12 protein-coding genes are annotated in these 13,485 nt (G+C 59.1%); 3 read left to right on the top strand and 9 right to left on the bottom strand.

Features of this window, described 5'->3' with window-relative positions:
• Positions 1-171: 171 nt before the first annotated feature.
• A complete protein-coding gene (locus A0257_21615) occupies positions 172-1,836 on the bottom strand; it encodes a hypothetical protein (protein ID AMR29436.1) in 1,665 nt (554 codons plus the stop codon).
• Between the two features lie 297 nt (positions 1,837-2,133).
• Between A0257_21615 and A0257_21610 the strand changes: the two genes are divergently transcribed.
• Both A0257_21610 and A0257_21605 read left to right on the top strand, forming a co-directional pair.
• Complete coding sequence (locus A0257_21610; protein AMR29435.1) at positions 2,134-3,021, top strand: xylose isomerase; 888 nt, start codon at positions 2,134-2,136, stop codon at positions 3,019-3,021.
• A 35-nt stretch (positions 3,022-3,056) separates the two neighbouring features.
• Positions 3,057-3,509 (top strand): hypothetical protein, encoded by a 453-nt coding sequence (locus A0257_21605; GenBank protein AMR29434.1) that lies wholly within the window; start codon positions 3,057-3,059, stop codon positions 3,507-3,509.
• Positions 3,510-3,796: 287 nt separating this feature from the next.
• Here the strand turns inward: A0257_21605 and A0257_21600 are convergent, their stop codons facing one another.
• From A0257_21600 to A0257_21565, 8 genes are all read right to left on the bottom strand, one after another.
• On the bottom strand, positions 3,797-4,588 hold the full coding sequence (locus A0257_21600) for a hypothetical protein (protein ID AMR29433.1): 792 nt from the start codon (positions 4,586-4,588) through the stop codon (positions 3,797-3,799).
• 138 nt (positions 4,589-4,726) lie between these two features.
• Positions 4,727-5,614 (bottom strand): hydroxypyruvate isomerase, encoded by an 888-nt coding sequence (locus A0257_21595; GenBank protein ID AMR29898.1) that lies wholly within the window; start codon positions 5,612-5,614, stop codon positions 4,727-4,729.
• 179 nt (positions 5,615-5,793) lie between these two features.
• A complete protein-coding gene (locus A0257_21590) occupies positions 5,794-6,102 on the bottom strand; it encodes a hypothetical protein (protein ID AMR29897.1) in 309 nt (102 codons plus the stop codon).
• Between the two features lie 187 nt (positions 6,103-6,289).
• Positions 6,290-7,342, bottom strand: coding sequence for an AP endonuclease (locus A0257_21585; GenBank protein AMR29432.1), 1,053 nt, complete (start codon positions 7,340-7,342; stop codon positions 6,290-6,292).
• 10 nt (positions 7,343-7,352) lie between these two features.
• A complete protein-coding gene (locus A0257_21580; GenBank protein AMR29431.1) occupies positions 7,353-8,504 on the bottom strand; it encodes an oxidoreductase in 1,152 nt (383 codons plus the stop codon).
• A gap of 141 nt (positions 8,505-8,645) precedes the next feature.
• Positions 8,646-9,896: an MFS transporter gene (locus A0257_21575; protein ID AMR29430.1), complete on the bottom strand. Its 1,251-nt coding sequence runs from the start codon at positions 9,894-9,896 to the stop codon at positions 8,646-8,648.
• 166 nt (positions 9,897-10,062) lie between these two features.
• Positions 10,063-10,656, bottom strand: a complete 594-nt coding sequence (locus A0257_21570; protein ID AMR29429.1) for a twin-arginine translocation pathway signal protein — start codon at positions 10,654-10,656, stop codon at positions 10,063-10,065.
• A gap of 19 nt (positions 10,657-10,675) precedes the next feature.
• The gene (locus A0257_21565) at positions 10,676-12,352 is read right to left on the bottom strand and encodes a GMC family oxidoreductase (protein AMR29428.1); all 1,677 of its coding nucleotides are present in this window, start codon (positions 12,350-12,352) and stop codon (positions 10,676-10,678) included.
• 424 nt (positions 12,353-12,776) lie between these two features.
• Here A0257_21565 and A0257_21560 point away from each other — a divergent pair, with 424 nt between their 5' ends.
• Positions 12,777-13,373: a hypothetical protein gene (locus A0257_21560; protein AMR29427.1), complete on the top strand. Its 597-nt coding sequence runs from the start codon at positions 12,777-12,779 to the stop codon at positions 13,371-13,373.
• Positions 13,374-13,485 lie beyond the last annotated feature (112 nt).

Below are 13,485 nucleotides of genomic sequence, written 5' to 3'. Positions count from 1 at the left end.
AGGCCTCACTTACCCGCGGCTATTCAGCCGCTGGCCCGCATGGCTGGCAGCCGGCTCTGTCAGGCTGAACTTGCCTCCCCTACCCCTACTTAGCGCTTGGGCTCTCCACCACCAAGGCAACCTGTTGCTAGCGGCCACCCAAGGCGCTTACTCCGAAAAATCCTAAACTGGTTAAGTGGCCTGAATGGCCCGCACGCGCCCTTCAAACTCCTCGCTGGGGTAGCGCGACTTCTTTTTGGTGCGCGCCTTGTAAGTGTAAACCGTGCTGATGGTGTAGCCCAGTATCTTGCTGATGCGTTCGCTGTCGTCGATACCGAGCCGAATGAGCGCGAAAATCCGCAATTCAGCCGTTAGTAGCTGGTCCTCAGTTAGGTGTATGTTATCTTCTTCCTTGAGCAGGGCATTGAAGTCAGCCACGAAATGTGGAAAAAGCTTTAGAAACACCGAATCGAAGCCTTTAAACAGGTCGTTGCGCTCTTTCTTGATATTGATGCCATCGACAATGCGCTGCGTGCTGGCGTACTGCTTGTTAGCCAGCGACCTTTCCAGCGCGTTCTTGAAGCCCTCCACGCGGTCGATGTACTCCGACGTGATGTTGAAGTAGTAGCCAATGTATTCGTCTTTGATAACGTTGGCCTCGTTGAGCTTGTGGTTGGCCTCGTTGAGCTTGTGGTTGGCGTCGTGGAACTGCTGATTGAGCTGGCTCAGGTGCTCGTTATTGCTTTGCAGCGTCTCATTGATGGCCGAAATGGTCGCCTCAGCCCGTTGCAGCCGGCGGAGCTGCCGGAAAATCACGGTAGCGAAAGCGATTACTAGCAGAATCAGCACGGTCGTGGCCAGCGAATAAACTCCCAGCGTTTTGCGCTGCCGCTCAATGATGCTAATCCGCTGGCCCTCAATGACCGAGAAGATACCACCAATCTGAATCTGGCGCAGCCGGGCGTTGTAGAACGCGGCGTCTTCGCGGGCATTTTTAATGAATGTGTAGGCGTTTTTCAGGTCGCCCTGGCGGTAGCACAGGTCCGAGAGCTTGAACAGCGCCAGCGTTTCGGTGGTGGCCGACTCCACATCGGCCAGCGCGGCCTGGATAAGCAGGCGAAATTCCTCCTCCGACTCGCCGGAAAGCTCCGCCACGTAGGCCGCCGTGCTGGCGTTCACGGCCACCTGGTGCAACGTGAGGCCGGGCAGGCTCAGAATGCGCTCATAGACCCGCTTGCTCGCCGGTATATTCCTGATTTTCAAGTATCTAAAGCCTTGCACCGACAAGGCGGTGTACGAGTTGGGCCGGCAATACCGCAAGGCGGTGTCGCTGTAGGCGATGGCCTTGGCCGTATAGATGGGCAGGAAATAGGCACTGGAATTAAAATCGGCTAAGTCACTGTAAGCACGCGCTTTAGTGAAGTATAATTCCACTCGATTGGCCGAATCGAGGGGGGTAGGGTCAATGCTTTCCAGCATATCGAACGCCTCCTTGAACATGCCCGACGACACGTTGATAAAGGCTAGGTTGAGCTTGGAAAGCTCTATCTTTTCGGGGCTTTTCAGGCTGGTGGCCAGCCGCAGCAGCCGCTGGCTGTAGGCAAAGGCCGAGTCATACTTAAACGACTTGTATTCCTGGTAGATGCGCAGGCCCACGGCAAACCGGGTGGCGTTGTCGGCCCGGCGGTCGTTAAACTGCCGCGTGAGGGTAGCAATGCGGTCGGCCCGCTGCTTGAAATAAGTGGGCTTGTTGTTCAGGGCCCGCGTCAGCTCGGCCAATAGCTCATCGGTAGTGCGCGCCGCGGCACCGAAGGCCGTCGCGAATAGCAGCGCATAAAAGACTAAAAAAATTCTCACTTGCTTGATACTTAACTCCCTATCCCTCCGCAAAAGGCTTACGAATTCCAAAGATAAAGCCTGGGGCCAGGGCGAAGGCCGCCGCGAAACCGACCCAACCAACGTGGTCGCCCCAACCGACACAGGCTTTGTCTTTTCCCCTACCCTACCCCCACCGCGCTGACCATCAAGGGGGGTAGAAACCTGGTAGCAGTTTTGCCCATCAACTGCGTTAAGCTGTTATCTTGCAGTGCGCTTTCGGCACGAGTTGCCGGCTCAGGGCTTTTCCACTTTTCCCACCCTTTGTTTACTTGTATTATGACTTCGAGAAGAGAATTTCTAACGTCGGCGGCGCTGCTTTCAGCGGGCCTGCTGGTCGCCCCTTCGCTGCTGGCCTATGACAAGCATTACATTGGAATTCAGCTTTATACGGTGCGCGAGGCAATGGGAAAAGACCCGGCCGGCACCCTGGCTCGGCTCGCCAAAATCGGCTACAACTCAGTGGAAGGCGCTACTTACACGGGCAGCCAGAAGTTTTATGGCATGACGCCGCCCGTTTTCGCGGCCCTGCTCAAGCAACACGGTCTGATAATGCCCAGCAGCCACCACCGCCTGGGCGAGGAGCAGCTGAACGGCGCGCCCGTGGCGGGCACCATCCTGCACGAGTGGGACCGCGCCGTGGACGATGCCGCCGCCGTGGGCGTCAAATATATGGTGTGTGCCTACCTTTCGGAGGCCGAGCGCGGCGGCCTCGACCACTACCAAAAAATTGCTGAAGAGCTTAACAAAGCCGGTGAGCGCTGCAAAAAAGCGGGCATCCAGCTCTGTTACCACAACCACGACTTCGAGTTTCCGGCCCAGGCCGGCGGCAAGCGGCCCTACGATATTTTACTCAACAGCACCGATAAAGACCTGGTGAAGATGGAGTTGGACCTGTATTGGGTCACCAAAGCCGGCCAGGACCCGCTGGCGCTGTTCAAGCAATACCCCGGCCGCTTCCCGCTCTGGCACGTCAAAGACATGGCTAAGGACGCGCCCCACTCGTTCACGGAGGTGGGCAACGGCACCATCGACTTCAAGAAAATATTTGCCCACGCCAACGAGGCCGGCATGAAATATTTCTTCGTGGAGCAGGACACTACCCCCGGCTCGCCCTTCGATAGCGTTACCCAAAGCATGACTTACATCAGGAAAAACCTGGTATAGCTGGTTCGCACATTCAACCCATTAAGCCGTAGTTCATGCAACTTGCCCCTATCCTTTTCTTTCTGGGCACCTGTAGCCTGGGGGCTCAGCTGGCTGCTCACGGCCAGCAAGCAGTAGCCGCCGAAATCACGAAGCTGGAGCAGCTGGAGCGGCACGCCATTACGACCGGCTACACTACTACCCTGAAGCGCTTGTGGGCCAACGACTTCGTGGTTAACAATCCGGATGGCCGCATCGTGACCAAGCCCCAGATTATAGCGTTGATTCGGGGCGTTAAGATTGACTATGTGTCGTTTGACCGCATTATTGAGAGAATAACCAGCAGCGGCAATCTGGCGGTGGCGATGGGCCGCGAGGTAGTTCGGCCCCAAAAAAATACCAGCAACGCTGGCAAAACCGTGACCCGCCGCTATACCGATGTGTGGGTGCACCAAGCCAACACCTGGCACCTTACGGCACGGCAGGCCACCAACGTAGAGGTAAAATAAATATTTTTAATATATTTATTTTACTAAATTATTAAGCAGTCAGTCAAAAGTAGCTGAGTAAAAAGAACGTCCTTCCGAGCTTGCCGAGGAATCTCGCGGGCGTCGTTGAACGAAGCCCGAACGGCCCGAGGAGATTCCTCGGCAAGCTCGGAATGACGTTCTTTTTATACCCGTTTACTTCTGCACGAGTACTTAGCTAACACCGGCTACCCTCGCTGGCATACAAAAGCGCCGCCGAAGACCCCAACACCAGGGTTTTTCGGCGGCGCTTATATTTTAACAATTTGTTATTTGGCCTCCTGCCCGGTCATCGGCACTTCGCGAATCCAGATGTTGCGGAAGCTCAGCGGCTCGCTTTTGTCGCCGTGGGCTTGCAGCTTGATGGGCGCCGGGCCGTGCTGCTTATACGAGGGCTTGCCGATATACTGCGTGGGGCCGAGCAGGGCCGTATTGTGCTGCACCAGCACGCCGTTGAACAGCACCGTGACGCGGGCCGGCGTGGCCATCGCGCCGCTCGCGTCAAAGGTGGGGGCGGTCCAGACCACATCGTAGGTTTGCCACTCGCCGGGCGGGCGGGCGGGGTTCACCAGCGGCGCAAACTGCTTGTAGATGCTGCCCGCCATGCCGTTGACGTACGTTTTGTTGTTATACGCATCCAGAATCTGCAACTCATAACCCAGGTCGCCCTCGCCGAGCGACGCCAAAAACACGCCGCTGTTGCCGCGCGCCTGCCCAGTGCCCGTGATGTTGGCCGGAATACGCCACTCCAGGTGCAGCTGGTAGCTGCCGAAGGAGCGCTTGGTTTCGATGTTACCGGTGGCCTTGTTCACCGTCAGGATATTGTCCTTCACCGTCCACTGGGCGGGGGCGTGGTCCTTGGTCATCACCCACTGGTCCAGGTTTTTACCATTGAAGAGGATGAGCGCATCCGATGGAGCTTCGCCGCTGGTTTTGCCGGGCGTCACCACCTTGGGCACGGGCTCCCACACTTCGGTGTCTTCGGGCTTACCGGCCTGCTGCGCGTGCGCTACCCCCCCGCCGCCGGCCAAGGCGGCCGCAAGTATCAACCAGGTTTTCATGGTGTTGAATGAGTTAAAGTGTATTAATTTAGTAGCGCGAACTGGAAAGTTCGCGCGTGAGCGCAGCGAGCAGGCGGCACCACGCGAACGCCGATGCTCGCTATGCTCGCCCGCGAACCGGAAAGTTCGCGCTACGGCTCACACGTCGCAGAGCTGCACGGCCTGGCGCAGCGAGGCCAGTTTATCGGCTTGGCGCGGAATAAACTCCTGGGCCACGTAGCCCGTGAAGCCCGTGGCTTTGATGGCCCGCATAATGGCCGGGTAGTTCAGCTCCTGCGTGTCGTCGAGCTCGTGGCGGCCCGGCACGCCGGCCGTGTGGTAGTGCGCGAGGTAGGGGTGAAAATCGGTGATATTGCGAATGATGTCGCCCTCATCAATCTGCATGTGGTAGATGTCAAAAAGCAGCTTGAAGTGCTCGGAGGCCAGCTTTTTGGCCAGCGCCACGCCCCACGAGGTGCGGTCGCACTGGTAGTCTTTGTGGTCGATTTTGCTATTTAGCAGCTCCATCACGAGCACTACTCGATGCTGGGCGGCCAGCGCCAGCAGCGGCGTGATGCCCTGCACGCAGTTGGCCCAGCCGGTTTCGTCGCTCATGCCCCGGCGGCTGCCACTAAAGCAAATCAGGTTGGTGTAGCCGGCCTGGCCCACCAGCGGAATCATCTCGGCATACTGCTTTTGCAGCTGCGCATGAAAGCGCGGGTCGTTGAAGCCGTCGGTCAGGTTGATTTCGGCACCGTTGCACATGGGCGAGTCGAGGCCGTGCTTCTTCAGCGTCGGCCACTCCTTCGGCCCCACCAGGTCAATCCCCTTGAGGCCCATTTCCTCGGCGGCAACACAGAGCTGTTCCAGCGATAAATCCTGGTAGCACCAGCGGCACACCGACTGCTTGATGTTGTTTTTCAGCGCGGGAGTTGGCATCATGGCAGGGGCGGCCGCAGTCGCTTTTAGCGCGCCCGCTACCCCCACTGCGGCCGTGCCAGCCAGCACATTCTTGAGCATCGTTCGGCGGGTGGGGAGCGCGGGCATGGCGGTATAGGAGGGGGGGTAGGGCAAAAGAAATACGCGCGCAGCTAGCTGATAAGCAGCGAGTAGCGCGAACTTTCCAGTTCGTGCGCGAGCGCAGCGAGCATCGTCGTTCGCGCCGCGCGGTGCCGCCTGCTCGCTGGCGCTCGCGCACGAACTGGAAAGTTCGCGCTACTCGCTGCTTATTTCAGGCTCAGGATATACCGGGTCATTTCCTTGGCGTCGCTCAGCGACAGCGCGGGGTGGGCCGACATCGGGATGTCGCCCCAGTGGCCCTTACCCCCCGTAATTACCCGGTTGGCGAGCATGGCAATGTTGGCGTCGGTATCGGGATATTTTTCGGCTACGGCAATGTAGGCGGGGCCCACCAGCTTCACGTCTTCCTTGTGGCAGCCCAGGCAGTCGGAGCCCGCAATCAGCTTAGCGCCCGCCGACGTTAGGCCGCCGGTGTGGGCGGTGCCGATTTTCATGGCGTTAGTATCGACCTGCATGTGCGCGTTCACGTCGCTCAGGCGCTTGTCGGCCAGGCTATCGCTGTTTAGTGCGGCGGCGGCGGTGCCCGGCTTGTCGTTGGTGCGGGCCGTGTCGGCGCCATCGGGTTTGTAGCCCGAGTCGCAGGCGGTAAGCAGCGCGCAGGCGCTGAGGAAGAGGACGGCTTTTTTCATGAGAAAGAGAAGATTACAGCCCTAGCAGGGCGCGGTTGAAATTGGCATCGGTGGCGGCGGCGGCAAAGTCGTCGAAGGCTTTGTCGGTGACGCGGATAATGTGGTCTTTGATAAAATGCGCGCCTTCGCGGGCACCATCTTCCGAGTTTTTGATGGCGCATTCCCACTCCAGCACGGCCCAGCCGGGGAAATCGTACTGCGCCATTTTACTGAAAATAGCCTTGAAATCGACCTGCCCATCGCCCAGCGAGCGGAAGCGGCCGGCGCGGTTCAGCCAGCTTTGGTAGCCGCCGTACACACCCTGCCGGCCAGTGGGGTTAAACTCGGCATCCTTGACGTGAAACATCCTGATGCGCTCGTGGTAGATGTCGATATAATCGAGGTAGTCAAGGCATTGTAGCACGAAGTGCGAGGGGTCGTAGAGCAGGCAGGCGCGCGGGTGGTCGTTGACCTCCGTCAGGAACATCTCGTAGCTGATGCCATCATGCAGGTCTTCACCGGCATGAATCTCGTAGCACAGGTCAATACCTTCATTATCAAACTCATCCAGAATGGGCAGCCAACGGCGGCCCAGCTCCGCGAAGCCTTCCTCAACCAGGCCTGCCGGGCGCTGGGGCCAGGGATAAACCATTGGCCAGAGTAGCGCGCCACTAAACGTGGCGTGCGCCCGCAGGCCCAGCCGGCGCGAGGCCTTGGCCGCGTAAATGAGCTGCTGGGTGGCCCATTGCTGGCGCGCCAGCGGGTTGTTGCGCACCGCTTCGGGCGCAAAGCCGTCGAACAGCTTATCATAAGCCGGGTTCACGGCCACCAGCTGGCCCTGCAAGTGGGTCGATAACTCCGTGATTTCCAGGCCGGCAGCCCGCACTTTGCCCGTTAGCTCGTCGGCGTAGGTCTGGCTTTCGGCGGCCAGCTGCAAGTCAATGAAGCGCTTATCAAGCGTAGGCAGCTGAATACCCTTGAAGCCCAGGTCTTTGGCCCAGGCACAAATGCCATCCAGGCTATTGAACGGCGCGTGGTCGCCGATAAACTGGGCGATAAAAACGGCGGGGCCTTGGATGGTAGTCATGGGGCAAAAATCAGACGGTGAACTCGGTCCACTTTTGCGTGGAGTGGCCCGAGGCGATAACGCTTTCGATGAAGGCCATGCCGCGCACGCCTTCTTTTATGCTGGGGTAGTCGCGGGCTTCGGGGGGGGGTAGGGTGCCAGCGTTGCGCGCCAGCACGCACAGCGCGAAGTTGCGGTAGAGGTTGGCGAAGGCTTCGAGGTAGCCCTCGGGGTGGCCGGCGGGCGTGCGGGCGTTGTGCCGCGCCGCCGCGCCCACGTAGCCCGTGCCCGCGCGCCAGATTTCGGCCGGCCTATCCAGCCACTTCACCTGCAAGGTGTTAGCATCGACCTGTTGCCACTCCAGCCCGCCCTGGTCGCCGTAAACCCGGATTTTGACGTTGTTCTCCTCCCCCGCCGCTATTTGCGTGGCTATCAGCACCGCACTAGCGCCATTGCTGAGCTTGAGCAGCACCGCGCCATCATCATCGAGGCGGCGGCCGGGCACCACGGTATTGATGTCGGCGCAAAGCCTCACGACCTCCAGGCCGGTCACGTATTCGAGCAGGTTGAAAGCGTGGGTGCCAATGTCGCCCATCGCGCCGGCTATGCCGCTGCGGGCCGGGTCGGTGCGCCAGGCGGCCTGCTTGTTGTCGGTGCCCTCCTCGGGCCGGCTCAGCCAGCCCTGCGGATACTCCACGTAAGCCTTGCGAATTGGACCCAACGTATTGTTGGCCAGCATTTCACGAGCCTGTTTCACCATCGGGTAGCCAGTGTAGGTGTGGGTGAGGCACAGCAGCCGGCCGCTGGCTTCGGCCACGGTTTGCAGCTGCTTGGCCTCGGCCAGCGAGAACGTCATGGGCTTGTCCAGGATGACGTCGAAGCCATTTTCCAAAGCCAGGCGGGCGGGCTCGAAGTGCAGGTGGTTGGGCGTCACGATGGCAATTACCTGCACACGCTCAGCGGCGGGGCGCGCCGTTTCCCGCGCAATGAGCTCCCGGTAAGAGCCATACACGCGGTCGGGTGCCAGGCCCAAGAGCTCGCCGGCGGCCCGCGACTTGGTAGGGTCGCTGCTAAAAGCGCCGGCCGTGAGCTCATACAGGCTATCGAGGGCTGCCGCGATGCGATGCACGGCCCCGATAAAGGCACCCGGCCCGCCCCCAATCATGGCCAGTCGTAGTTTCATGCGCTAGTTCAGAGGATTAAAAAACCAGGTAATGGGTTGAATATAAGGAAGGTGAAAATATAGAGGACAAAAACCCGGATTATCAACTTATTACATCCTAATACACTTTCACATTCTCCACATTTAATACATTACTGGAACTTATACTTCGAGGCGGGCCGTAGTTTCTGCGTAGGTGAGGTCGGCAGTGGTAACCGGCGCGTTGCGGTCGCGGAACAGCACCATAAACACGAGCAGCACCGCCGCCGCGATGGCCGCCGGAATCAGCCAGATGGCGCGCCAGTCGTGCAGGTCGCCGGCGATTTTATGCGCGTCCACTACCCGACCCGCCAGCAGCGAGCCGATGAGCATCCCTACCCCATACGTAGCCAGCGTAATGAAGCCCTGGGCGGCGCTTTTGGACTGCTCGCCGGCCAGGTTATCGGTGTAAATCTGGCCCGTTACGAAGAAGAAATCGTAGCAGACGCCGTGCAGCACGATGCCCACAATCAGCATCCAGTAAGCCGAGTCGCCGTTGCCGTAGGCAAAGAACAGGTAGCGAATTACCCAGGCCAACATGCCGATGGCCAGCATTTTCTTGACGCCCAGCCGCACGAAAAACACCGGAATGAGCAGCATGAACAGCACTTCCGACACCTGGCCCAGCGTCTGCACGCCAGCCGCGCTCTTCATGCCCACCTCGTTGAGAAACGCGTTGGTGAAGCCGTAGTAGAACGATAGCGGCACGCAGATGGCAATCGAAGCCAGGAAAAAAATCAGGTACGAGCGATTCTTCAGCAAGCCAATGGCTTCGAGGCCCAGCACCTCGCCGATGGTAATGGGGCCTTCGCGCCGGACGGGGGGGGTAGGCGGCAGCAGAAAGCTGAACAGCCCGAGCAGCAGCGACGCGCCCGCCGCCATCCGAAACGTGAGGCCCAGCTGCCCACCCTGCTCCCAGTTGAGCCAGCCAATGGTGAGGCCAGCCACAATCCAGCCCAGCGTGCCCAAAACCCGGATGGGCGCGAACTCCTTCTCCGGGTTCTTCATCTGCCTGAACGAGATAGAGTTGACCAGCGCCAGCGTGGGCATGTACACTATCATATAAAGCAAGATGCTGGGGTAGAAGCTGTCGAAACTGGCAGCCCCGGCGGCGCGCCACAGCAGCACCGCGCCCACCAAATGCAGCACGCCCAGAATCTTCTGGGCCGAAAAAAACCGGTCGGCAATCAGCCCAATGATGAACGGTGCCACAATGGCCCCGATGGACTGCGTGAGGAATGCCACGCCCACCTGGGTGCCGCTGGTGTGCAGGTTTTTCAGCAGATAGGTGCCCAGCGTCACGAACCACGCGCCCCAGATGAAAAACTCCAGGAACATCATCAGGGACAGCTTGAAGCGGATGGCGGGCGTCATGGGCGGGAAGGAGGGGGGTAGGGAAAGGGATAAAAGAACGTCATGCTGAGCTTGCCGAAGCATCTCGCTCGCATCGTTAAACGATTGGTTTAGTGCTGCGAGCGAGATGCTTCGACAAGTGAACGCCAGATGAGCATAACGTTCTTTAGGAACTATGTTTTATCGCTCAACTGGTGGCCCAGGCGCGGTCACCCTTCTTATAAGGCACGTCGCCGTCGTAGCGGCCGGGCACGGGCAGGTAGCGCAGGGCCTGCGTGGCGCCCACCTCGGAGGTGAAATAGCCGAGCAGCGTCAGCTCCTTCATCATACGGAAGTAGTGGCCGGGGTCGTCTTTGCGCTGGTTTTTGGTGAATTCCTTTTGCTCGGCGTCGAGTTTGGTGAGCACGGCCGTGCGCTGGGCGGGGTCGGCGGCCATGAAAGCTTTGCCGATTTGTTTCTGGCTGGCCTCGTCGAGCTTGGTGAGGCCGGTGAGGAAGATTTGCTGGTCGGCAGGCTTGTAGCAGTCGCGCACCATCACGAGCATAAAGCTGCCGATTTTGGCCGCTTTCGCGCCCGGCGTTTTGGTGGCCGGCAGGATGGTGTCGCCCACCTCATCGAGCATACTTAATTGGGTCGGGTTGAGGGTAAATTTGGCGGCAGTTTCCCCAGCCTTTGAACTGGTGCTGGCCGGCGAGGAGCAGCTGGTGAGGAAAAATTCGGCGCCAATCACGGAGCCGCCCATCAGGACGGCCACGCGGGCGAGGGCATCGCGGCGATTCATACAGGTGGGAGTTAACAGGTTAGATGTTTTGCTTCTTGAGCTCGCCCACGGCGTGGTCCACGGCGCGGGCCGTGAGGGCCATGTAGGTCAGCGAGGGGTTTTGGCAGGCGGCTGAGGTCATGGCCGCGCCGTCGGTCACATATACGTTGGGCGCGTCCCAGACCTGATTGTGGGCGTTGAGCACCGACGTTTTGGGGTCCCTACCCATGCGGGCGGTGCCCATCTCGTGGATGCCGCCGCCCATCGCGTAGCCGTTATTATAGGTCTTCACGTTCTTCAAACCCGCCTTTTCCAGCATTTCCTGGGCATCGTTCATCATGTCGATGCGCATTTTCTGCTCGTTGTCGCGAATTACGGCGTCCATCGCCAGCACCGGCAGGCCCCACTTATCCTTCTTGGTCTTGTCCAGGAACGTGCGGTTGTCGTGGTAGGGTAGCGTTTCGCCAAAGCCGGTGAGGCCCATCGTCCACTTGCCCGGCTCGGTGAGCGCGTCCTTGAACTCGCCGCCGATGTTCATCTCCGGAATCTCGCGGCTCCAGCCTTCGCGGCCGGCGCTGCCCTGGTAGCCAAACCCGCGAATATAGTCGCGCTTATCACCAAACAGGTTGCGGAAGCGTGGCACGTAGATGCCGTTGGCCCGGCGGCCATACACGTATTTATCGTCGTAGCCCTCGGCGTCGCCGTGCGCGCCCACCCGAAAATGGTGGTCCATCAGGTTGTGGCCCAGCTCGCCGCTGCTGCTGCCCAGGCCCTCGGGCCACACGTCGGTGGCCGAGTTCATCAGCACCCAGGCCGAGTTCAGGGTCGAGGCATTGAGGAAAATAACCTTGGCGTAGTACTCGACCGTCTGGTTGGTTTCGGCGTCGAGCACCTCTACCCCCTTCGCCCGCTTGGTATCCTTGTCATACAGGATTTTGGTGACGATGGAAAACGGCCGCAGCGTGAGGTTGCCGGTGGCCACGGCCGCGGGCAGCGTCGAGGACTGCGTGCTGAAATACGCCCCAAACGGGCAGCCCAGCCAGCATTTATTGCGGTATTGGCAGCTGATGCGGCTTTGCAGCGGCTGCGTGATGTTGGCCGTACGGCCAATGACCATGTGCCGGTTCGGAAACTGCTTTTTGATGCGGGCGGCCACGTCCTTTTCCACCACGTTCATGTTCATGGGCGGCATAAAGTCGCCGTCGGGCAGCTGCGCCAGGCCATCGCGGTTGCCGCTGATGCCCGCGAACTTCTCCACGTGGCTATACCAGGGCGCCAGGTCCTTATAGCGAATGGGCCAGTCCACGGCCACGCCATCTTTGAGGTTGGCCCCAAAGTCGTAGTCGCTCCAGCGGTAGCTCTGCCGGCCCCACATCAGCGAGCGGCCGCCCACGTGGTAGCCCCGAAACCAGTCAAACGGCTTCACCTCCACGTAGGGGCTCTCCTTCTCATTTACCCAATACGAGAGGTTGCTCTCGTTGAGGGTGTAGTCACGCCCCAGCACCGGGTAGTCGGCAATCATCTGCTGGGTGCGGCCGCCGCGGTGGGGCAGCTCCCAGGGTGCCTTGTTGGCGTTGACATAATCCTTGATATGCTCGATGTTGCGCCCGCGCTCCAGCATAATCGTTTTCAATCCTTTCTCGGTCAATTCCTTGGCGGCCCAGCCACCCGAAATACCTGAGCCAATGACGATGGCGTCATACGTGTTCTTGTCCATGAAGCTATTACTAGGAAGTGGGTGGGAATAAGAAATAAGCGCGTGAGAAAAACCAGTGGCCCAGGCGGCGAACGCGGCACCAGAGCCAAAGGTCGCGGGCAGTTGGCGGCCCAAATAACATGGCAATGTAATAAGGCGTAGCTTAGTAAGCGGCTATAGCGTGGCGACATTGCCCCTGCCGCACTCAGCCAGGCGTTATCCTGATAAAGAGGGGCAATAGGAAGTATAACAACAAGTTTCTACTCACCAAACTTAAGCAGGAAAAGCATTTATGCTATAATTTTTTTCATTGACTCTGCTTCCTCATCGTGGCTGCACCCAATCATTCACTTGCTCGCAGACCCCTGTTGCTTTACCAACATATCCTAGTACATTTACCATACTTCGCGCTAGGTTTCCATTCCTATTCTCCTTTCCTAATCTCGTGAGTTCGCCAACGTTACGTGCGTACAATTCCTGGTCCGACGAGGCGCTGCTAACCGCGCTGCTCGCCGACGACCGCGCCGCCTTCGCCGAAATTTACGAGCGGCACTGGTACCGCATGTTTGCCCTGGCCTACCGCAAGCTGAAAGCCAGGGAAACGGCCGAAGAACTGGTGCAGGACTTATTCGCTACGCTGTGGCAGAAGCGCCGCGAGCAGGCCATCGAGCAGCTGGAACCTTACCTGCTAACTGCGATTAACCGGCGTATTATCAGCTACTTGCGTAACCACAAAGTGCGCACGGCCTACGCCGACTACTGCCGCTGGACGCAGGCCGAAGCCACCCAGGAAACCGAGCACGCCCTGGCCGCCGCCGACTTGTCCGAAGCCTACGCCAAGGCCCTGCTGCGCCTGCCCGAGCAATCGCGCGAGGTGTTTGAGCTGAGCCGGCTGGAGCATTTTTCGGTGCGCGAAATCTCGCTGCGGCTCAACTTGTCTTCCAAGGCCGTGGAATATCACCTCACCAAAGCCATGCGGCTACTGCGCGGCCATTTACGTGATTTCGTGGTGCTGGCGCTCATATTTTTGCTGCCCCAGTAGCGTCTTGGGTTGGGCCGCACGTTTTTTTGAAAAAAAAGTTGCTTTATTTTCAAAAAAATAAGTCTGGCTTTTAGGGGTAGCTGGTGGTTGCGCGTCTTTCCTTTTAGACGCC

The organism is Hymenobacter psoromatis (assembly GCA_001596155.1).
Classification (GTDB): Bacteria; Bacteroidota; Bacteroidia; order Cytophagales; family Hymenobacteraceae; genus Hymenobacter.
The sequence above is the reverse complement of the archived record's forward strand: the minus strand, read 5'-3'. Positions and strand labels throughout refer to the sequence as shown.

Excerpts from the sequence above, each read along its gene's own strand:
- A0257_21580 (AMR29431.1), bottom strand. The coding sequence starts at position 8,504 with ATGAAACTACGACTGGCCATGATTGGGGGCGGGCCGGGTGCCTTTATC.
- A0257_21605 (AMR29434.1), top strand. The coding sequence starts at position 3,057 with ATGCAACTTGCCCCTATCCTTTTCTTTCTGGGCACCTGTAGCCTGGGG.
- A0257_21600 (AMR29433.1), bottom strand. The coding sequence starts at position 4,588 with ATGAAAACCTGGTTGATACTTGCGGCCGCCTTGGCCGGCGGCGGGGGG.
- A0257_21590 (AMR29897.1), bottom strand. The coding sequence starts at position 6,102 with ATGCAGGTCGATACTAACGCCATGAAAATCGGCACCGCCCACACCGGC.
- A0257_21575 (AMR29430.1), bottom strand. The coding sequence starts at position 9,896 with ATGACGCCCGCCATCCGCTTCAAGCTGTCCCTGATGATGTTCCTGGAG.
- A0257_21595 (AMR29898.1), bottom strand. The coding sequence starts at position 5,614 with ATGCCCGCGCTCCCCACCCGCCGAACGATGCTCAAGAATGTGCTGGCT.
- A0257_21585 (AMR29432.1), bottom strand. The coding sequence starts at position 7,342 with ATGACTACCATCCAAGGCCCCGCCGTTTTTATCGCCCAGTTTATCGGC.
- A0257_21570 (AMR29429.1), bottom strand. The coding sequence starts at position 10,656 with ATGAATCGCCGCGATGCCCTCGCCCGCGTGGCCGTCCTGATGGGCGGC.
- A0257_21565 (AMR29428.1), bottom strand. The coding sequence starts at position 12,352 with ATGGACAAGAACACGTATGACGCCATCGTCATTGGCTCAGGTATTTCG.
- A0257_21610 (AMR29435.1), top strand. The coding sequence starts at position 2,134 with ATGACTTCGAGAAGAGAATTTCTAACGTCGGCGGCGCTGCTTTCAGCG.